Source organism: Frigoribacterium sp. 2355, from assembly GCF_054060695.1.
The window spans coordinates 222,919-243,628 of record NZ_JBSSDL010000001.1 but is presented as its reverse complement, the minus strand read 5'-3'; the positions used below and the strand labels follow the sequence as shown (position 1 = coordinate 243,628).

The following is a 20,710-nucleotide window of genomic DNA, read 5'->3' as shown; positions in this document are numbered from 1 at the left end:
AAGATCGACACCATGCTTCGTTGGTTGACCGCTGGAGAATCTCACGGGCCCGAGCTCGTCGCCGTCCTCGAAGGGCTGCCGGCCGGCGTGCCGGTGTCGCTCGACGCGATCCGTGCCGACCTCGCCCGACGCAAACTTGGCTACGGCCGCGGTTCCCGCATGAAGTTCGAGCAGGACGAACTCAACATCTCGGGCGGCGTCCGTCACGGTCTGACGATGGGCAGCCCCGTGGCCCTGCGGATCGGCAACACCGAATGGCCGAAGTGGGTCGAGGTGATGAACCCCGAGCCCGTCGAGGTGAGTGAGGCCTCCCGGGGGCGGAGCGCGCCCCTCACCCGACCCCGTCCCGGCCACGCCGACCTCGTCGGCATGCAGAAGTACGACTTCGACGAGGCCCGTCCCATCCTCGAGCGGGCGAGCGCACGCGAGACGGCAGCGCGCGTCGCGCTCGGAGCCGTCGCCCGGTCGTTCCTCGCCGAGCTCGGCATCGAGCTCGTCAGCCACACCCTGTCGATCGGGCCCGTGCGCGTGCCCGACGGCAGCCCGGCGCCCGTCCCGACGGACGTGGACCGTCTCGACGACGACCCGTTGCGCTGCTTCGACCAGGCGACCAGCGCCCTCATGGTCGACGAGGTCGAGGCCGCCAAGAAAGACGGCGACACCCTGGGCGGCGTCGTCGAGGTGCTCGCCTACGGGGTGCCGCCCGGGCTCGGTTCGCACGTCCAGTGGGACCGTCGTCTCGACTCGCAGCTGGCCGCCGCGTTGATGGGCATCCAGGCGATCAAGGGAGTCGAGGTCGGCGACGGCTTCGAGACCACCCGGAGGCGCGGTTCCGTCGCCCACGACGAGCTCCACCGCACGGGAGGGGTCATCTCGCGTGACACCGACCGAGCCGGCGGCACCGAGGGGGGCATGAGCACCGGCACGGTCCTCCGCGTGCGTGCCGGCATGAAGCCCATCGCGACCGTGCCCCGGGCGCTGGCCACCGTCGACGTCACGAGCGGCGAAGAGAGCAAGGCGCACCACCAGCGATCGGACGTCTGCGCGGTCCCGGCCGCCGGCGTCGTCGCCGAATCGATGGTCGCCCTCGTCCTCGCGAACTCGATCCTGGAGAAGTTCGGCGGCGACTCGCTGGGCGAGACGGCGCGCAACCTGCGGGGCTACCTCGACGCCATCCCCGAGAACCTGCGGACTCAGCCGGCGTCCGCCACCGAGTGACGGTCGCGCGGCCGGTCGTCCTGATCGGGCCCATGGGGGCGGGCAAGACGAGCATCGGCAAGAAGCTCTCCCGTCGTCTCGGCGTCCCGTTCGTCGACAGCGACCGTCTCGTCGTCCGGCGGCACGGGCCCATCGCCGACCTGTTCGACCGTCACGGCGAGGCCCACTTCCGGGCACTCGAACACGAGGCCGTGGTCGAAGCCCTGACCGGCGACGGGGTGGTGTCGCTGGGCGGGGGAGCCGTCCTCGACGAACGCACGCGCGCCTCCTTGTCCGGGTTGCCCGTCGTCCTGCTGACCGTGACGGCGGAGGCCGTCGAGTCGAGGCTGGCCGGGAGCACCCGGCCGCTGCTGCAGAGGGGCGGGATCGAGGCCTGGCGAGCCATCGCCGCCGAGCGCGATCCGGTCTACCGGGCACTGGCGTCCGCCGTGTTCGACACGTCCCACCGACCCGTCTCGACCGTCGTCGACGACATCGAGACCTGGCTCGACTCCGAGAGAGGCACCGCATGACCGACGCGACCGACACCACCACCATCCACGTCGGGGGAGACGCCCCGTACGACGTCCTGATCGGTCGGGGCCTCACCGGCCACCTGCCTGCGGTCCTGCACCCGCAGACCAAGAAGGTGCTGATCGTGCACGCCCCCACCTTGGGCCGCAAGGCCATAGAGGTCCGCGACGCGCTCGTGGCGGCCGGCTACGAGGCCCTCATCGCCGAGGTGCCCGACGCCGAGGACGCCAAGCGCGTCGAGGTCGCCGCCTTCTGCTGGCAGGTGCTGGGCCAGGCCGACTTCACCCGCACCGACGCCGTCATCGGTCTCGGCGGCGGGGCGATCACCGACCTGGCCGGCTTCGTCGCAGGCACCTGGCTCCGAGGCGTCCCGCTGGTCCAGATGCCGACCAGCGTGCTGGGGCTCGTCGACGCGAGCGTCGGCGGCAAGACCGGAGTGAACACGGCCGAGGGCAAGAACCTCGTCGGTGTCTTCCACCCGCCGGTGGCGGTGCTGGCCGACCTCGACCACCTCGACACGCTCTCGAAGAACGAGATCCTCGCCGGCTTCGCCGAGGTCGTGAAGGTCGGGTTCATCGCCGAACCCGAGATCCTCGACATCGTCGAGGCGGACGTCGACCGGGCGACCGACCCAACCACGCCGGAGTTCCGGCGGGTGGTCGAACTGGCGATCGGGTTGAAGGCCCGCGTCGTGGGCGAAGACCTCACCGAGCAGGGCCTGCGCGAGATCCTGAACTACGGCCACACCCTCGGCCACGCCGTCGAGCACGCCGAGCGTTACCAGTGGCGCCACGGGGCCGCGGTGTCGGTGGGCATGGTGTTCGCCGCAGAGCTCGCCCGCCTGACCGGCCGACTGTCCGACGAGGCGGTCGACCGTCATCGCCGCATCCTCGAGTCGCTGACCCTTCCCGTGTCGTATCCGCTCGGGCGCTGGAACACCCTGCTCGCCACCATGCAACGGGACAAGAAGGCGCGCGCGGGCCTGTTGCGCTTCATCGTCCTGGACGAGATCGGTCGGCCCACCGTGCTGCAGGGGCCCGACCAGAGCCTGCTCTTCGCGGCGTACCAAGAGATCGGTTCGTAGCCCTTCGGCCCTTCGGGGCGTCCGCTACACTCGACGATGGCCGATTCCGGCCGACCTCCCACCACCCCGAACGGATCATCCGCGCATGGCGACTACCAACGACATCAAGAACGGTGCCGTCCTCAACCTCGACGGTCAACTCTGGAACGTCATCGAGTTCCAGCACGTCAAGCCGGGCAAGGGTGGCGCGTTCGTCCGTACCAAGATGAAGAACGTGATGTCGGGCAAGGTCGTCGACAAGACGTTCAACGCCGGCACCAAGATCGATTTCGCCAACGTGGACCGTCGCGAGTACACGTACCTCTACGCCGAGGCCGACGGCTACGTGTTCATGGACACGAGCGACTACGACCAGATCAACGTGCCCGCCACGATCGTCGGCGACGCGAAGAACTTCATGCTCGAGAACCAGAACGTGCAGATGGCCCTGCACGACGGCGACCCGCTGTACATCGAGTTGCCCGCCTCGGTCATCCTCGAGGTCACGTACACCGAGCCCGGCCTCCAGGGCGACCGCTCGACCGGCGGGACGAAGCCCGCCACCGTCGAGACCGGCTACGAGATCCAGGTGCCGCTGTTCCTCGAGACCGGCACCAAGGTCAAGGTCGACACCCGCGACGGCGGCTACCTCGGCCGCGTCAACGACTAGTCGGTGAGCGCACGCACCAAGGCGCGCAAGCGCGCCCTCGACGTCCTGTACGTCGCCGACATCCGACAGATCAGCATGCCCGACGCGCTCGTCGCCGAGACCCAGCGGGCCCTCGACCAGCCCGAGCGGGGTTCGAGCTGGGGCTATGCGCGCGACATCGTGCAGGGCGTCATCGACCACCGCGACGAGATCGACGAACTGATCGAGACGTACTCCCAGGGCTGGACCCTCGCGCGCATGCCCACCCTCGACCGCGGCATCATCCGGATCGGCATCTGGGAGCTGCGTCACAACGACGAGATCCCCGACGCCGTGGCGATCAGCGAGGCCGTCGAACTCGCCCAGACCCTCAGCACCGACGACTCCGCCTCGTTCGTCAACGGACTGCTCGGTCGGATCGCGACCGCGGACTGACCGCCGACCGGCCGCCGTCGTCGCCGGCCGGCTCGTCGGGCGTCCGACGAACCGCTAGGGTTGAGCGACCCATACCGACATCCTTTAAATTCCGTCCCGAGAGGCGGGGAAGGAGGTCCGATTGAGCACCCGTACCGTGCTGAGTCAGGCTGACATCGCGCGTGCCCTCACGCGCATCTCGCACGAGATCCTCGAGTCGAACAAAGGTCCCGACGACCTGGTCGTCCTGGGCATCCCGACGCGGGGGGTCGTGCTCGCCGACCGGCTCGCCGCGATCCTCTCGTCCATCTCGGGCAGCACCGTTCCCGTGGGGTCGGTCGACGTGACGATGTACCGGGACGACCTCCGGCGCCAGCCCACCCGGTCGCCCCGACCCACCTCGGTGCCCTCCGGCGGCATCGACGGGAAGACCGTCGTCCTCGTCGACGACGTCCTCTACTCGGGCCGTACCATCCGTGCCGCGTTGGACGCCCTGAGCTCGATCGGCCGACCCCGGGCCGTCCGCCTCGCGGTCCTCGTCGATCGAGGCCACCGAGAACTGCCCATCCGTGCCGACTTCGTGGGCAAGAACCTGCCGACCTCGACCGTCGAGCGCATCTTCGTGCGGCTGCACGGCGTCGACGACGACGAACTCGTCGCCATCGACGACGCCACGACCGCAGGAGGCGCGGGGGCCGCCTCCGCGCCCGTCACCACCCCGGGGGCGAACCGATGAGGCACCTGCTCAGCACCGCCGACCTCTCGCGCGACGAGTCGATCCACGTCCTCGACGTCGCGGAGGACATGGCGGACGTCGCCACCCGCGAGGTGCGCAAGCTGCCGACGCTCCGCGGCATCACGGTCGTCAACCTGTTCTACGAGGACAGCACCCGCACGCGCATCTCGTTCGAGGCCGCGGCCAAGCGGCTCAGTGCGGACGTCATCAACTTCGCCGCCAAGGGGTCGAGCGTCTCCAAGGGCGAGTCCCTGAAGGACACGGCCCAGACCCTCGCCGCCATGGGGGCCGACGGCATCGTGATCCGCCACCCGTCGAGCGGCGCACCTCGTGTGCTGGCCGACAGCGGCTGGGTGGACGCCGGCATCGTCAACGCCGGCGACGGCACCCACGAACACCCCACGCAGGCCCTGCTCGACGCGTTCACGATCCGCCGGCGCGTCCACGGCGCGGCGAGCCGGGGGCGCGACCTCGACGGCGTCGAGGTGATGATCGTCGGTGACATCCTGCACTCGCGGGTGGCCCGTTCCAACGCGTGGTTGTTGCGGACGCTCGGGGCGCACGTCACGGTGGTCGCGCCTCCCACGCTGATCCCGGTGGACGTCAGCCGCTTCGGCGTCTCCGTCCGCTACGACCTCGACGAGGCCCTGGCCGAGGTGCGACCGGACGTCGTCATGATGCTGCGCATCCAACAGGAGCGCATGAACGACGCGTTCTTCCCCAATCCCCGCGAGTACGCCCGGTCCTGGGGGCTGGGTGCGATGCGGTTCCGGGCTCTGCCCGAGTCCACGCTCGTCATGCACCCCGGCCCGATGAACCGCGGCCTCGAGATCAGCGACGAGGCCGCCGACTCGCCGCGGTCCACCGTCCGTGAGCAGGTCACGAACGGCGTGGCCGTCCGCATGGCCGTGCTCTACCTCACCCTCGCCGGCGACCGGGAGGACGCATCGTGACCACCACCCACCTCATCCGGGGCGCCGAGACCGTCGACGGCACCCGCACCGACGTCGTCGTCCGTGACGGCGTCGTCGCCGAACTCGGCACCGGCCTGACCGCCGCCGGTGCGACGGTCACCGACGCCGACGGCCTGCTCCTGCTCCCCGGCCTCGTCGACCTCCACACCCACCTGCGCGAGCCGGGGGGCGAGGGCAGCGAGACCGTCCTGACCGGATCGCGCGCAGCGGCCGCCGGCGGGTACACCGCGGTCAACGCCATGGCGAACTCGTCACCCGTGGCCGACACCGCGGGGGTCGTCGAACAGGTGCAGGCGCTGGGGGAGCGGGCCGGCTTCGTGACCGTCCGCCCGATCGGTGCCGTGAGCCAGGGGCTGAAGGGGACCCACCTCTCCGAGATCGGTGCCATGGCCCGCTCGCGGGCCGCCGTCCGGGTCTTCTCCGACGACGGTTCCTGCGTCGCCGACCCGTTGCTGATGCGTCGGGCCCTCGAGTACATCAAGGGGTTCGGGGGAGTCCTCGCCCAGCACGCCCAGGAGCCGAGGCTCACGGAGGGCGCCCAGATGAACGAGGGCGCGCTGTCGGCCGAACTGGGCCTGGGTGGCTGGCCCGCGGTCGCCGAAGAGGCGATCATCGCCCGCGACGTCCTGCTCGCCGACCACGTCGGCGCCCGACTGCACGTCTGCCACGTGTCGACGGCGGGCAGCGTCGAGGTCATCCGCTGGGCCAAGTCACGCGGCATCGAGGTCACGGCCGAGGTGACGCCGCACCACCTCCTGCTGACGGAGGACCTCGTGTCGGGTTACGACTCACGGTTCAAGGTCAATCCGCCGCTGCGTCGCTCGGAAGACGTCGAGGCGTTGCGTGCCGCCCTGGCCGACGGCACGATCGACATCGTGGCCACCGACCACGCCCCGCACACGTCCGAGGCCAAGTGCTGCGAGTGGGACGCCGCCGCGAACGGCATGGTCGGCCTCGAGTCGGCCCTGTCGGTCGTCCACCACACGATGGTCGACACCGGGCTCGTCGGCTGGGCCGACGTCGCCCGCGTCATGTCGATCGCCCCGGCCGAGATCGGGCAGGTCGCGGGCCACGGTCGTCCCCTCGCCGTGGGCGAGCCCGCCGAGCTCACGCTCTACGATCGTGGGGTGACCCGCACGTTCTCGACCGAGCACCTCGCGGGCAAGAGCCGCAACTCGCCCTACCTCGGTCGCGTCCTGCCCGGACAGGTGCGGGCGACCTTCCACCAGGGCTACGCGACGGTGGTCGACGGGAACGTCGTCGAGAGCGAGGTCGTCGCCCACGCGGCTCGACTCGTCGACAGCGCCGCCGCCCTCGCCGCCTCCGAGGGGACGCCCGCCCGATGAGCCAGTGGATCATCGCCGCGCTCATCCTCGTCGGCGTCGGACTGCTGATCGGTCTGATGGCCCGCTCCTGGCGCGCCAGGGGGCGGCGTCAGTCCGACATCCCCGCGCCCGACCGGGCGCCCGACGACCTCTCGGCCCCCGTCCTCGCCGTCGACGCCCTCTACGTCGCCACGTCACGGGGCGGTGACCCGCTCGACCGCGTCGTCGTCCACGGCCTCGGGTTCCGCGGTCGGGCGATCGTGTCCGTCCACGCCGAGGGCGTGCGCCTCGAGATAGCGGGCGAACCGGCCGTGCTGATCCGTGCCTCCTCGTTGCGGGGTGTCGACCGTGCGACCTGGACCATCGACCGCGTCGTCGAGCGGGACGGCCTCGTCCTCGTCGGCTGGCGCCTCGGCGACGTCGACCTCGACACCTACCTGCGCATCACCGACGACCCGGCACCCGTCGTCGCCGCGATCCGCCCCCTCGTCCCCACGGCCCCCGGGGCCGGCACCACCAAGGAGAAGACCATTGACTGACGCCTCCACCACCGAGAGGGCCGTGCTGGTCCTCGCCGACGGCACCCGCTACACGGGCCGTGCCTACGGCGCCGTCGGACGCACCCTCGGCGAGGTCGTCTTCGCGACCGGCATGACCGGCTACCAGGAGACCCTCACCGACCCGTCGTACGCCGGGCAGATCGTCGTCATGACGGCACCGCACATCGGCAACACGGGCGTGAACGACACCGACCCCGAGTCACGCCGCATCTGGGTCGCCGGGTACGTCGTGCGGGACGCGAGCCGGGTGGTCTCGAACCACCGGGCGCAGGGCAGCCTCGACGACCAGCTCGTCGCCGACGGCATCGTCGGCATCCGCGGCATCGACACCCGCGCCGTCACGCGCCGTCTGCGCGAGGTCGGCTCGATGAAGGGCGGGGTCTTCAGCGGTCCCGACGCGGAGCTCGACCCCGACGAGCAGCTGTCCCTCGTCACCGCCGGGGCGGACATGCGCGGCCTCAACCTCTCGAGCCAGGTGTCGACGGTCGAGCCGTACGTCCTGCACGCCGAGGGCGACCGCATCGGCTCCGTCGCGGTGCTCGACCTGGGCGTGAAGACCTCGACGCTCCGCTACCTGGCGCAGCGCGGCTTCGAGGTGCACGTGCTGCCGCAGTCCACGACCCTGGACGAGCTCCGTGCCCTCGCCCCCGACGCCCTCTTCTACTCGAACGGCCCGGGCGACCCGGCGGCGAGCGACTCCCAGGTCGAACTGCTGCAGGGTGCCCTGCGGGACGGGCTGCCCTACTTCGGCATCTGCTTCGGCAACCAGCTGTTCGGCCGGGCCCTGGGATTCGGCACGTACAAGCTGCCCTTCGGCCACCGCGGCATCAACCAACCCGTGCTCGACAAGACGACGAACAAGGTCGAGATCACCAGCCAGAACCACGGCTTCGCGGTCGACGCACCCATCGACGGCGTCCTCGACTCCCCGGCCGGCTTCGGCCGGGTGGAGGTCAGCCACTACAGCCTGAACGACCAGGTCGTCGAGGGCCTCCGTGCCCTCGACATCCCCGCGTTCTCGGTGCAGTACCACCCCGAGGCCGCCGCGGGCCCCCACGACAGCAACCACCTCTTCGACCGCTTCCGCGAGGCGGTCGTCGCCCGCACGAACGGCCAGGCCGTCGACTTCGGCTCCGACATCGAAAGCAGCAACTGATGCCCAAGCGTGACGACATCAACTCCGTCCTCGTGATCGGCTCCGGGCCGATCGTCATCGGCCAGGCGGCCGAGTTCGACTACTCGGGCACCCAGGCGTGCCGCGTGCTGCGTGAAGAAGGGGTGCGGGTCATCCTCGTCAACCCGAACCCGGCCACGATCATGACCGACCCCGACTTCGCCGACGCGACGTACATCGAGCCCATCACGTCCGAGGTGCTCGAGGCGATCATCGTGAAGGAGCGCCCCGACGCGATCCTGCCCACCCTCGGCGGGCAGACGGCCCTGAACGCCGCCATCGCCCTCGACGAAGAAGGCATCCTCGCCAAGCACGGCGTCGAGTTGATCGGCGCCAAGGTCGAGGCCATCCAGAAGGGCGAGGACCGCCAGCTCTTCAAGAAGCTCGTGCTGGAGTCCGGTGCCGACGTCGCCAAGTCGTACATCGCCACGACGGTCGACCAGGCCGTCGAGTACGCCGAAGACCTCGGGTACCCGCTGGTCATCCGGCCCTCGTTCACCATGGGCGGGCTCGGGTCGGGCTTCGCCTACACCCGTGACGAGCTCGTCCGCATGGTCACGGACGGCCTGCACCAGAGCCCGACCACCGAGGTGCTCCTCGAGGAGAGCATCCTCGGCTGGAAGGAGTACGAGCTCGAGATGATGCGGGACACGGCCGACAACACGGTCGTGGTCTGCTCGATCGAGAACGTCGACCCCGTCGGCGTCCACACCGGCGACTCGATCACCGTCGCCCCGGCGCTCACCCTCACCGACCGCGAGTACCAGAACCTGCGCGACATCAGCATCGACATCATCCGTCGCGTGGGCGTCGACACGGGCGGCTGCAACATCCAGTTCGCGGTGGACCCCGCGGACGGCCGCGTCATCGTCATCGAGATGAACCCCCGCGTGTCGCGCTCGAGCGCCCTGGCGTCGAAGGCGACCGGATTCCCGATCGCCAAGATCGCGGCGAAGCTCGCCCTCGGGTACCGTCTCGACGAGATCCCGAACGACATCACGAAGGTGACCCCCGCCTCCTTCGAGCCGACGCTCGACTACGTGGTCGTCAAGGTGCCGAGGTTCGCCTTCGAGAAGTTCCCGGCGGCCGACACGACGCTGACCACGACGATGAAGAGCGTGGGCGAGGCCATGGCCCTCGGCCGCAACTTCACGCAGGCGCTGCAGAAGTCGCTCCGGTCGCTCGAGAAGCGTGGCTCGAGCTTCCACTGGCAGGGCGAGCCCGGAGACGAGGAGGCGCTGCTCGCGTTGTCGTCGACGCCCACGGACGGCCGCATCGTCACCGTCCAGCAGGCCCTGCGGGCCGGCGCCACCGCCGAGCAGGTCTTCGACGCCACGAAGATCGACCCCTGGTTCATCGACCAGGTCGTGTTGATCAACGAGGTCGCCGAGCAGGTCGCCGCGGCGGCCGAACTCGACGCGGACGTGCTCGTGCTCGCGAAGGACCACGGCTTCAGCGACGACCAGATCGGCCAGTTGCGCGGTCTCTCCGAGCAGCAGGTCCGCGATCACCGGCACGCCCTCGACGTGCGTCCCGTCTTCAAGACCGTCGACACCTGCGCGGGGGAGTTCCCCGCGCTGACGCCGTACCACTACTCGAGCTACGACGCCGAGACCGAGGTGGTGGCCAGCGATCGTCGCAAGGTGATCATCCTCGGCTCCGGGCCGAACCGCATCGGGCAGGGCGTCGAGTTCGACTACTCGTGCGTCCACGCGAGCTTCGCCCTGAGCGACGCCGGGTTCGAGACGATCATGATCAACTGCAACCCCGAGACGGTCTCGACCGACTACGACACGAGCGACCGGTTGTACTTCGAGCCGCTCACCCTCGAGGACGTCCTCGAGGTGGTCCACGCCGAGAGCGCCAGCGGCGAGCTCGTCGGCGTCGTCGTGCAGCTCGGCGGCCAGACGGCCCTCGGCCTGTCGAAGGGCCTCGAGGCCGCGGGCGTGCCCATCCTCGGCACGACGCCCGACGCGATCGACTCGGCAGAAGAGCGAGGCCTCTTCCAGGGCATCCTCGACGCCGCCGGCCTGCTCGCGCCCCGCAACGGCACGGCGACCGACTACGACAGCGCCGTCGCCGTCGCCGAAGAGATCGGCTACCCGGTGCTGGTGCGTCCGTCGTACGTGCTCGGTGGCCGCGGCATGGAGATCGTCTACGACAGCCCCTCGCTCGCCGACTACTTCGAACGGGTCGCCGACCAGGCCATCATCGGACCGGAGGCACCCCTCCTGGTCGACCGGTTCCTGGACGACGCCGTCGAGATCGACGTCGACGCGCTCTACGACGGCACCGAGCTCTACGTCGGCGGCATCATGGAGCACATCGAGGAGGCCGGCATCCACTCCGGCGACTCGAGCTGCACCCTTCCGCCCGTCACGCTCGGGAAGGGCGAGATCGACCGCGTCCGCGACGCGACCCTCGCCATCGCGAAGGGCATCGGCGTGTCCGGCCTGCTCAACGTGCAGTTCGCGATCGCGGCCGGCGTGCTCTACGTCATCGAGGCCAACCCCCGGGCGAGCCGCACGGTGCCCTTCGTCTCGAAGGCCCTCGGCATCCCGTTGGCCAAGGCGGCCTCGCTCATCATGGTCGGCCACAGCGTGCGCGACCTCGTGGAGACCGGCCTGCTGCCCGAGCAGGACGGCTCGGACGTCCCCCTCGACTCGCCGATCTCGGTGAAGGAAGCCGTGCTCCCCTTCAAGCGGTTCCGCACGAAGGAGGGCCAGGTCGTCGACAGCGTCCTCAGCCCCGAGATGCGCTCCACGGGCGAGGTCATGGGCATCGACCGCGACTTCCCCCGGGCGTTCGCGAAGAGCCAGACGGCGGCGTACGGCGGCCTCCCCACCTCGGGCACCGTCTTCGTCAGCGTCGCCGATCGCGACAAGCGGGCCATCGTGTTGCCGGTGCTGCGCCTCCAGCAGCTCGGCTTCCGCATCCTGGCGACCGAGGGGACGGCCACCGTCCTCGTCCGCAACGGCATCCACGCCGACACCGTCGACAAGTTCAGCGCCGGGGGCCACTCGGTCGTCGACCTGATCAACGCCGACGAGGTCGACATCGTGATCAACACCCCGAGCGGCTCGAGCGCCCGGGCCGACGGCTACGAGATCCGTGCGGCGACGGTCGCAGCCGACAAGGCGCTCTTCACGACCATCGCCCAGCTCGGTGCGGCCGTCGCCTCGATCGAGGCCGTCCAGAGCGACCTCGAGGTGACGAGCCTGCAGGACTACGGCCTCGCCCGGGCGGCCCGACGGTGAGCTCGTCGTTCGGCGACCGGCTCGCGGCGGCCTTCGCCGCGACCGGTCCGCTCTGCGTCGGCATCGATCCCCATCCCTACCTCCTCGACCAGTGGGGCCTGCCGTCCGACGCCTCGGGTGTCCGTGAGTTCGGCCTGCGCGTCCTCGACGGCCTGGTCGGCTCGGCGACGATCGTGAAACCGCAGGTCGCGTTCTTCGAACGGTGGGGCTCCGCGGGGTTCGCAGCCCTCGAAGACGTCCTCGAGGCCGGTCGCGAGCGGGGCCTGGTGCAGATCGGCGACGCGAAGCGGGGCGACATCGGCTCGACGATGGACGCCTACGGTGAGGCCTGGTTCGACGCGTCGTCACCGCTGCGGGTCGACGCGCTGACGGTCTCGCCCTATCTCGGCTTCGACTCCATGACCGGACTGGTCACCCGGGCACGGGCCGTCGGCGCCGGCGTCTTCGTGCTGGCCGCGACGTCCAACGTCGAGGCCCTCGCCACCCAGACGGCCGTCCGGACGGACGACCACGGCGCGGAGGGCACCGTCGCGAGCGGTATCGTCGACGACGTGCTCCATGACAACCAGACGGCGGGCGACGCTCCGTTCGGCAGCGTCGGCCTCGTGCTCGGCGCGACCGTCGACCTCGACGACTACGGCATCGACGCCGCCCGACTGACGACGACGCCGGTGCTCGCCCCGGGGTTCGGCCACCAGGGCGCGACCTATGCCGACCTGCCGCGGCTCTTCGGCCCCGCGGCCGGTGCCGTGCTGGTCTCCGCCTCCCGAGCCCTGCTCTCGGCGGGTCCGGAAGGGTTCGCCGACGCGGTCCGTCGTGATGCCGACGAGGTGCGTTCGTGCCTCGTCTGACCCCGCCTCCCGTCGACCGCGCCGCGGCGGCCCGAGCCGCCGTGGCCGCGCGTCGCGGTCGCGCCGCCGTCAAGAACGCCGTCGCCTCCCGGACCCGCAGCGCCCTCGACGTCGCCGAGTCCGCCTGGGCCGGAGAACCCACGAGCCCCGAGGGGTCGCTCAGGGTCCGCGAACTCCTCACCAGCATCCCGGGCATCGGTCCGACCCGCGTCGCCCGCATCATGACCGAGCTCGGCATCGCCGAGTCGAAGCGGGTCGGTGGCCTCGGGGTCAGGCAACGCCGCATCCTCGGCGACTGGCTGGCCGTCCGCGAGTCGAAGGGGCGCCTCCGGTCCCGGCTGGTCGTCCTGGCGGGCCCCACGGCCGTGGGCAAGGGCACGGTCTCGACCTACATCCGCGAGAACTACCCCGACGTGCACCTCAGCGTGTCGGCGACGACCCGTGCCCCGCGACCCGGCGAGGTCGACGGGGTCCACTACTACTTCGTGGACGACGCGGAGTTCGACCGCATGATCCGCGACCGCGAACTGCTCGAGTACGCCACGGTGCACAACTCGTACCGCTACGGCACGCCCCGCCCTCCGTTGGACGCCGCGTTGAACGAGGGGCGCAGCGTACTGCTCGAGATCGACCTGCAGGGGGCTCGACTCGTCCGGGCCGCGATGCCCGAGGCCGTGCTCGTGTTCCTGCTGCCCCCGACCTGGGACGAACTCGTCCGTCGACTCATCGGTCGGGGTACCGAGGACGCCGCCGAACAGCAACGCCGACTCGAGACCGCGAAGGTCGAACTGGCCGCCCAGGACGAGTTCGACGCGCGTGTCGTGAACCACGACGTGGCCGAAGCGGCCCGAGAGGTCGTAGAATTGATGACTGCGCCCGAACCGGGCCGCACCCGCGCGTGACCCGCGCCCCCATCTTGGTGCCCACGCTCGTCCCGAGCGGAGCCGGCACCGTCCCCCATCGACACGAGGAGCAACCAATGGCCGACAAGAACCAGGGCATCATCGATCCCCCCATCGACGAGCTGCTGTCGAAGGTCGAGTCGAAGTACGCACTCGTCATCTTCGCCTCCAAGCGCGCGCGTCAGATCAACGACTACTACGCCGACCTCCACGAGGGCAGCCTGTTCGACAACGTCGGCCCCCTGGTCGACAGCTCCATCGACGACAAGCCCCTGTCGGTCGCGATGCACGAGATCAACGAGGACAAGCTCGAGGTGAAGCCGCTCGCCGTCCCCTCCGAGTAGCGGGGCGACACGACCAGCCCCTCTGACGGTGGTCGGTCCTATCATCTGACGAGGCCCCCGGGAGTCCATCCCGCGGGGCCTCATCGCGTCCCCACCCAGAACGACACCCAGAGGAACACCGTGACCCCGACCGACACGACGACCGCCCCTGCCACGACGGCATCGACCTCCCTTCGACTCTTCACCTCCGAGTCGGTCACCGAGGGCCACCCCGACAAGATCTGCGACCAGATCTCGGACGGCATCCTCGACGCGCTGCTGGCTGTCGACCCCGCCAGCCGGGTCGCGGTCGAGACCATGGTCACCACGGGACTCGTGCACGTGGCCGGCGAGGTCACCACCAAGGGCTACGTCGACATCCCCACGATCGTGCGCGACCTCATCGTGGGCATCGGCTACGACTCGTCGGCCGTGAGCTTCGACGGCCGTACCTGCGGCGTCGAGGTGTCGATCGGGTCCCAGTCGCCCGACATCGCCCAGGGCGTCGACACCGCCCTCGAGGCGCGTGGCGGCGACGACGACCTGCTCAACCGCCAGGGTGCCGGCGACCAGGGCATCATGTTCGGCTACGCCACCAACGAGACCCCCCAGTTCATGCCGCTCCCCGTGTGGCTGGCCCACCGGCTCGCCGAGCGACTGGCGGCCGTGCGCAAGTCGGGCACCCTCGACTACCTCCGGCCCGACGGCAAGACGCAGGTGACGGTCGGCTACGACGGGGTCGTGCCCACGACCGTCGACACCGTCGTCCTGTCGACCCAGCACTCGCCTGCGGTCTCGAGCGCCCAGCTCGAGTCCGACGTCATCGAGCACGTCATCCGCCCCGTCCTCGACGAGGCAGGGCTCTCGTCCACGGACACCCGGTTCATCATCAACCCGACCGGCAGGTTCGAGATCGGCGGCCCGCAGGGCGACGCCGGACTCACCGGCCGCAAGATCATCGTCGACACCTACGGCGGGGCGAGCCGTCACGGTGGGGGCGCGTTCTCGGGCAAGGACCCCTCGAAGGTCGACCGGTCCGCCGCGTACGCCATGCGGTGGGTGGCCAAGAACGCCGTCGCCGCGGGCCTCGCCGACCGGCTCGAACTCCAGGTGGCCTACGCGATCGGGCGGGCCGCACCCGTCGGCCTCTACGTCGAGACCTTCGGCACCGGGCACGTCGGCGACGACGTCATCACGGCGGCCATCGAGAGCGTGTTCGACCTCCGCCCGGCGGCGATCATCCGCGACCTCGACCTGCTCAGGCCGATCTACGCGGCGACGTCGACCTACGGCCACTTCGGTCGCGACCTGCCCGACTTCACCTGGGAGGCGCTCGACCGCGTCGACGCCCTCCGGGCCGCCGCCGGGCTCTGACCGTGCCGGCGGTCGCCGACGTCCCCGTCGACAGCGTGCCGCGCGTCGTCCGGGTGATGGTCGAATCGCCGCTGCCGCAACTCGACCGGTTGTTCGACTACGCCGTGCCCGAGCGGCTGCGCGACCAGATCGCCCCGGGCATCCGCGTCAAGGTTCCGCTCCGCTCCGCCGGGCGCATCGCCGACGGCTTCGTCGTCGAGGTCGCGTCGTCGTCCGAGCACGGCGGCGACCTGTCCGAGATCGAGGACATCGTGTCGACCGTGTCGGTCCTGGCACCCGAGGTGTGGCGCCTCGCGCGCGCCGTGGCCGACCGGGCCGGCGGATCGGCCAGCGACGTCGTGCGGCTCGCGATCCCACCGCGTCAGGTCCGGGTCGAGAAGGCCCACCTGGCCGCCGCCGACAACTCGTCCTCACCGGCCTCCGGCCCCACCGCCCCGACCGTGGCTCCCGTGGCAGCCTCGGCTCCCGACCACGACGCCGACCCCGAACCCGTCCCGGTCGTCGTGGGCTATCGGTCGACCGACCTCGCCGGGCTCGTTGCGGCCCGCGGTCGCGCGGCGGTCGACGCCGTTCCGCTGCTGGTCGAACTGCCCGACGGGGCATGGGTGGGTCATTGGGCCCTCACGGCCGCCCAGCTCGCCGCGGTCGCCGTCGGCGCGGGCGACAACGCCGTGGTCGCCGTCCCCGACTACCGCGACGAAGAGCACGTCCTCCAGGCCCTCGCCGCCGTCCTCCCGCCCGACCGCGTCGTCCGGCTCGACTCCCGCCAGTCGAACGCCGACCGTTACCGAGCGCTCCTCCGTGCCCGAGGCGACGAACCCGTGGTCGTCGTCGGCAACCGGTCCGTCCTGCTCGCCCCCTCGGCCAGGCTCGGGGTCGTCGTGGTGTTCGACGACGGTGACCCGTCCTTCGGCGAGCCGCTCGCCCCGTACGTGCACGCGCGCGACACCGCGCTGCTCCGGCAGGCCCAACAGGACAGCGCCCTGGTGTTCCTCGGCCACTCCCGCAGCACCGACGTCCAGCGCCTGGTCGAGATCGGCTTCCTGGCCGAGGTGCGTCCCGATCCGCGCTACCAGCCCCGGGTCGTGCCGACCGTCCGTCAGGCCGCCACGGACGGATTCGCCGCGCAGGCCCGCATCCCCTCCTCGGCCTACGCCGAGGCGCGGGCCGCGGTCGAGCACGGACCGGTCCTGATCCAGGTGGCCTCGCCCGGCTACTCGCCACGCCTGGCCTGCGTCGACTGTGGCGACACGGCACGCTGCCTGCGCTGCAACGGCCCCCTCCAGCAACGCGAGCGAGGGGTGACCCCGGCCTGCGCCTGGTGTGGCGCCCTGGCCGTCTCGTGGCACTGCCGCACCTGCGAGGGAACGCGCATGCGGGCCGTCGGCACCGGCGCGTCGCGGACGGCCGACGAACTCGGCAAGGCGTTCCCCGGGGTGCGCGTCATCGTCTCGGACGGCGCGAGGGCCCTGACCCACGTCGACGCCGACCCGGCGATCGTCGTCGCGACCCGCGGGGCCGAGCCGATCGCCCCCGGCGGTTACCGAGCCGTGCTGCTGCTCGACGGTGAGCGCATGCTCGCCCGAGAGAGCCTCCGCGTCGCGGAGGACTGCCTCCGCTGGTGGGCCAACGCCACGGCCCTGGCCGCACGTCGCGCCCCGGTCGTGCTGGTCGGGGTGGGTGGCGCCATCGCCTCCGCCCTCGCGACGTGGGAGCTCGCCCGCTTCGTCTCCTCAGAGCTCGCCGACCGTCGCGTCCTGCGCTTCCCCCCGGCCGTCCGAGTGGCGACCGTGACCGGCACGGTCGACACCGTCGCGCGTGCGCTCGAGGACCTTCCCGACGAGGTCCGTGCCGAGACCCTCGGCCCGGTGGACGTCGAGTCCGCCGGCGTCCGCGCCATCGTCCGCTTCGACTACTCGCGCGGTCACGACGTGGCGCTGGCCCTCCGCTCCCAGGTCATCCGGGCGGCCACGGACCGACGCAAGGCGCTCGGTCAGAAGCGTGCGCGGGCCGTCCCTACACTCAGAGTGCGGTTCGACGACGTCGAGCCGTTCGCCGACTGACCCGCCAGGAACCCCATGCGCCTCGTCTTCGCCGGCAGCCCCGCCGCTGCCGTGCCCTCGCTCACCGCCCTCGCCGACGGTCCTCACGAGATCGTCGCCGTGCTGACCCGCGACGACACCCCGCAGGGACGCAGACGCGTCCTGACCCCCACCCCCGTCGCCGTCGAGGCCGACCGCCTCGGTCTCCGCGTCGTCAAGGCCCGCCGCATCACGCCGGAGGTCACGGCCGAGCTCACGGGACTCGATCCCGACCTCGGCGTCGTCGTGGCCTACGGAGCCCTGCTCCGCGAGCCCCTCCTCGGCGCCCCCCGGCTCGGCTGGGTCAACCTGCACTTCTCCCTCCTTCCCGCCTGGCGCGGCGCCGCCCCCGTCCAGCGGTCGCTCATGGCGGGCGACGCCGTGTCGGGCGCCGCGGTGTTCCAGCTCGTCCCCGAGCTCGACGCGGGGGACGTCTACGGCACCCTCGAGCGCCTCCTCGACGGCACCGAGACCGCAGGCCAGCTCCTCGCCGAGCTCGCGCGTTCCGGTGCCGACCTGCTGGTCGGCGTCGTCGACCGCCTCGCCGACGGCACGGCCACGGCGACGCCCCAGACCGGCGCGGTCACGCTCGCCCCCAAGCTGACCCTCGCCGACGGCGTCCTCGACGCCTCGCGACCGGCGACCGAGGTGATCGCCCGTTTCCGAGGCGTCACGCCGGAGCCCGGCGCCCGCGTCGACCTCGACGGCTCGGGCCTCAAGATCACGGAGGCGCGGACGACGTCGACCGACGAGGCACCTCTCGAGGCCGGTCGCCTCGAGTCCCGGGGCCGCCGTGTGCTGCTGGGCACCGCCTCCTCGCCCGTCGAGCTGGTCCGGGTGCAGCCGGCGGGCAAGAAAGAGATGTCGGCGGCCGACTGGTGGCGGGGGCTGCCCCGCGGGGTCGACCGTCGCGTGACCCCGCCCACCCCGCCCGTCCCGGCCGACACCGACATCACCACCGACACCGACCCGAAGAGCACCTCATGAGCCGAGTCCAACCCGCCCGCCAGGTCGCCCTCGACGTCCTCCGGGCCGTCGAGCAGGACGACGCCTACGCCAACCTCCTGCTGCCGCAGCGCATCGTCCGGGCCCGTCTTGGAGCCCAGGACGCGGGGCTCGCGACCGAACTGACCTACGGCACCCTGCGCCTCCGGGGCTACTACGACCGCGTCATCGCGCTGGCCGCCCGTCGGGGCACCGACGCGATCGACCCGGCACTGCTGGACGTCCTCCGCCTCGGCACGCACCAGCTCCTCTCGACGCGCGTGGCCGTCCACGCGGCCGTCGACGAGAGCGTCGAGCTCGCGCGTCAGGTGGGCAGTCGATCGGGGACCGGATTCGTCAACGGCGTCCTGCGCACCATCTCGCGGTCGACGCCCGACGAGTGGCGCGAGCGGGTCCTGGCCGGCGCGACCGGGGACGACGACCGTCTGGCCGCGGAGTGGTCGCACCCCGCCTGGGTGGTGCGGGCGTTCCGTCGTTCGCTGGCCGCCGAGGGGCGGGAGAGCGAGCTCGTCGATCTGCTGTCGGCCGACAACGACGCCCCGAAGGTCAGCCTCGTCGCCCTGCCGGGGCTCGCCGAGGTGTCCGAGCTCGGCGCCCCGAGCGGGCGCCTGTCGCCACTGGCGGCGACGAGTGGTGGGGGCGATCCGGCCCAGCAGACGGCCGTCCGCGAGGGGCGTGCCCGCGTGCAGGACGAAGGGTCGCAGCTCGCCGCACTCCTCCTCAGTCGACACCGCCCCGCCACACCCGGAGAACGGTGGCTCGACATGTGCGCCGGGCCCGGCGGCAAGGCCGCCCTGCTCGGTGCCGAGGCCGCTCGGGCGGGTGCCCACCTCGTCGCCAACGAGCTCGTCCCGGCACGGGCCGGGCTCGTCCGACAGGCGCTCGAGGCCGTCCCGGGCGACGTCGAGGTGCTCGAAGGTGACGCCACCCGCTTCGGGGCGGAACGGCCCGGAGGTTTCGACCGCATCCTGCTCGACGCCCCCTGCACCGGTCTCGGGGCCCTGCGGCGACGACCCGAGGCCCGGTGGCGCAAGCAGCCGGCCGACGTCGGTCAGCTCACGGCCCTCCAGTCGCGCCTGTTCGCCAGCGCCCTGGACGCGCTGGCTCCCGGGGGAGTCCTGGCCTACGTGACCTGCTCCCCGCACACGGCCGAGACGCGCGGAGTCGTCGAGGCCGGCCTCCGAGGCCGCGACGACGATCTCGTCCTGCTCGACGCGACGGCCGGCGTCGAGCGCATCGCCGGCCGCGCCGTCGACCTGGCGTCGGCACCGTTCGTCCAGCTCTGGCCGCACCGTCACGGAACCGACGCCATGTTCGTCGCCCTGATCGAGAAACGTGTCGGACGGTAGGCTCGTCCCGTGTCGATCCGCATCAGCCCCAGCATCCTCTCGGCCGACTTCGCGAACCTCGAGCGCGACCTCGAGCGCATCTCGACCGCCGACCTCGTTCACGTCGACGTGATGGACGGCCACTTCGTGCCCAACCTCACCCTCGGCCTCCCCGTCGTGCAGCGTCTCGGCGAGGTCAGCCCCGTACCGCTCGACCTGCACCTGATGATCGACGACGCCGACCGCTGGGCACCCCGCTACGCCGAGACGGGCGCCTTCTCCGTGACCTTCTCCGCCGAGGCGGCGTCCGATCCCGTCTCGACGGCGCAGGCCATCCGCAGCAACGGCTCCCGCGCCTCCGTCGCCGTGAAGCCGGGCACCGACCTCGAGCCCTACCTCCAGACACTCGACGCGTACGACATGATCCTCGTCATGACCGTCGAGCCGGGCTTCGGCGGGCAGTCCTTCATGCCCGAGACGATGGCCAAGCTGGCCCGTGCCCGTGAGGCCGTGCGCGCCTCCGGGCTCGACGTGTGGCTCGAGGTCGACGGCGGCATCACGACCGAGACCATCGTCACGGCCGTCGAGAACGGTGCCGACACGGTGGTCGCCGGGTCCGCCGTCTACGGCGGGTCGCCCGTCGACAACATCGCTGCACTCCGGGCGGCCGCCGCGACGGTAGCCTTGACGTCGTGAAATCCTTCGACGACCTGTACCTCGAGCTCAGCGACAAGGCCCGCGACCGGCCCGAGGGGTCGGGCACCGTGGCCGAACTCGACGCCGGAGTGCACCAGATCGGCAAGAAGATCGTCGAAGAGGCCGCCGAGGTCTGGATGGCCGCCGAGTACGAGGGCGACGTCGCGACCGCCGAAGAGATCTCCCAGCTGCTCTACCACCTGCAGGTCATGATGATCGCCAAGGGCATCACCCCGGCCGACGTCTACCGACATCTCTGAGTCGGCC

Annotated in this window: 20 protein-coding genes; all 20 read left to right on the top strand. The window is 71.3% G+C overall.

The genetic code is table 11. The annotated features are described in order from the left end of the window. The first annotated feature begins 12 nt into the window (after positions 1–12). The 20 genes from aroC (at position 13) to ACVJ1F_RS01080 (ending at position 20,703) form a co-directional block, all read left to right on the top strand. On the top strand, positions 13–1,218 hold the full coding sequence (gene aroC / locus ACVJ1F_RS01175) for a chorismate synthase (protein ID WP_456884217.1): 1,206 nt from the start codon (positions 13–15) through the stop codon (positions 1,216–1,218). Positions 1,219–1,250: 32 nt separating this feature from the next. Further along, a complete protein-coding gene (locus ACVJ1F_RS01170; protein ID WP_056047447.1) occupies positions 1,251–1,730 on the top strand; it encodes a shikimate kinase in 480 nt (159 codons plus the stop codon). Beyond that, on the top strand, positions 1,727–2,815 hold the full coding sequence (gene aroB / locus ACVJ1F_RS01165; protein WP_456884215.1) for a 3-dehydroquinate synthase: 1,089 nt from the start codon (positions 1,727–1,729) through the stop codon (positions 2,813–2,815). Before ACVJ1F_RS01170 ends, aroB begins: the two co-directional genes overlap by 4 nt. Positions 2,816–2,900: 85 nt before the next feature. Continuing rightward, entirely contained in the window at positions 2,901–3,464 is a 564-nt protein-coding gene (gene efp / locus ACVJ1F_RS01160) for an elongation factor P (protein WP_043592746.1), read from the top strand. 3 nt (positions 3,465–3,467) lie between these two features. Further along, on the top strand, positions 3,468–3,878 hold the full coding sequence (nusB, locus tag ACVJ1F_RS01155; RefSeq protein WP_456884213.1) for a transcription antitermination factor NusB: 411 nt from the start codon (positions 3,468–3,470) through the stop codon (positions 3,876–3,878). A 121-nt stretch (positions 3,879–3,999) separates the two neighbouring features. Continuing rightward, positions 4,000–4,593 carry a bifunctional pyr operon transcriptional regulator/uracil phosphoribosyltransferase PyrR gene (gene pyrR, locus ACVJ1F_RS01150; protein WP_456884212.1) on the top strand — a complete coding sequence of 198 codons (594 nt, stop codon included), beginning with the start codon at positions 4,000–4,002 and terminating at the stop codon, positions 4,591–4,593. Next, positions 4,590–5,546, top strand: coding sequence for an aspartate carbamoyltransferase catalytic subunit (locus ACVJ1F_RS01145; protein ID WP_456884210.1), 957 nt, complete (start codon positions 4,590–4,592; stop codon positions 5,544–5,546). Before pyrR ends, ACVJ1F_RS01145 begins: the two co-directional genes overlap by 4 nt. After that, the gene (locus tag ACVJ1F_RS01140; RefSeq protein WP_123570096.1) at positions 5,543–6,913 is read left to right on the top strand and encodes a dihydroorotase; all 1,371 of its coding nucleotides are present in this window, start codon (positions 5,543–5,545) and stop codon (positions 6,911–6,913) included. The genes ACVJ1F_RS01145 and ACVJ1F_RS01140 overlap by 4 nt, the downstream gene beginning before the upstream one ends. Further along, complete coding sequence (locus ACVJ1F_RS01135; RefSeq protein WP_056045324.1) at positions 6,910–7,431, top strand: PH-like domain-containing protein; 522 nt, start codon at positions 6,910–6,912, stop codon at positions 7,429–7,431. The genes ACVJ1F_RS01140 and ACVJ1F_RS01135 overlap by 4 nt, the downstream gene beginning before the upstream one ends. Then, the gene (gene carA / locus ACVJ1F_RS01130) at positions 7,424–8,608 is read left to right on the top strand and encodes a glutamine-hydrolyzing carbamoyl-phosphate synthase small subunit (RefSeq protein WP_123570094.1); all 1,185 of its coding nucleotides are present in this window, start codon (positions 7,424–7,426) and stop codon (positions 8,606–8,608) included. Before ACVJ1F_RS01135 ends, carA begins: the two co-directional genes overlap by 8 nt. After that, positions 8,608–11,883 carry a carbamoyl-phosphate synthase large subunit gene (carB, locus tag ACVJ1F_RS01125; RefSeq protein WP_192123627.1) on the top strand — a complete coding sequence of 1,092 codons (3,276 nt, stop codon included), beginning with the start codon at positions 8,608–8,610 and terminating at the stop codon, positions 11,881–11,883. Before carA ends, carB begins: the two co-directional genes overlap by 1 nt. Next, positions 11,880–12,734, top strand: coding sequence for an orotidine-5'-phosphate decarboxylase (gene pyrF, locus ACVJ1F_RS01120; protein ID WP_056045314.1), 855 nt, complete (start codon positions 11,880–11,882; stop codon positions 12,732–12,734). Before carB ends, pyrF begins: the two co-directional genes overlap by 4 nt. Continuing rightward, a complete protein-coding gene (gene gmk / locus ACVJ1F_RS01115; protein WP_056045311.1) occupies positions 12,722–13,636 on the top strand; it encodes a guanylate kinase in 915 nt (304 codons plus the stop codon). The genes pyrF and gmk overlap by 13 nt, the downstream gene beginning before the upstream one ends. A gap of 77 nt (positions 13,637–13,713) precedes the next feature. Next, complete coding sequence (gene rpoZ, locus ACVJ1F_RS01110; RefSeq protein ID WP_056045308.1) at positions 13,714–13,980, top strand: DNA-directed RNA polymerase subunit omega; 267 nt, start codon at positions 13,714–13,716, stop codon at positions 13,978–13,980. Between the two features lie 120 nt (positions 13,981–14,100). Then, a complete protein-coding gene (gene metK, locus ACVJ1F_RS01105; RefSeq protein ID WP_456884208.1) occupies positions 14,101–15,333 on the top strand; it encodes a methionine adenosyltransferase in 1,233 nt (410 codons plus the stop codon). 2 nt (positions 15,334–15,335) lie between these two features. Next, complete coding sequence (locus ACVJ1F_RS01100; protein WP_456884206.1) at positions 15,336–17,396, top strand: primosomal protein N' family DNA-binding protein; 2,061 nt, start codon at positions 15,336–15,338, stop codon at positions 17,394–17,396. 15 nt (positions 17,397–17,411) lie between these two features. Continuing rightward, complete coding sequence (fmt, locus tag ACVJ1F_RS01095; RefSeq protein WP_456884205.1) at positions 17,412–18,401, top strand: methionyl-tRNA formyltransferase; 990 nt, start codon at positions 17,412–17,414, stop codon at positions 18,399–18,401. Then, positions 18,398–19,768, top strand: a complete 1,371-nt coding sequence (locus ACVJ1F_RS01090; RefSeq protein WP_456884203.1) for an RsmB/NOP family class I SAM-dependent RNA methyltransferase — start codon at positions 18,398–18,400, stop codon at positions 19,766–19,768. Before fmt ends, ACVJ1F_RS01090 begins: the two co-directional genes overlap by 4 nt. 9 nt (positions 19,769–19,777) lie before the next feature. Beyond that, positions 19,778–20,443, top strand: coding sequence for a ribulose-phosphate 3-epimerase (rpe, locus tag ACVJ1F_RS01085; RefSeq protein ID WP_056045300.1), 666 nt, complete (start codon positions 19,778–19,780; stop codon positions 20,441–20,443). Further along, entirely contained in the window at positions 20,440–20,703 is a 264-nt protein-coding gene (locus ACVJ1F_RS01080) for a phosphoribosyl-ATP diphosphatase (RefSeq protein WP_043592769.1), read from the top strand. The genes rpe and ACVJ1F_RS01080 overlap by 4 nt, the downstream gene beginning before the upstream one ends. Positions 20,704–20,710 lie beyond the last annotated feature (7 nt).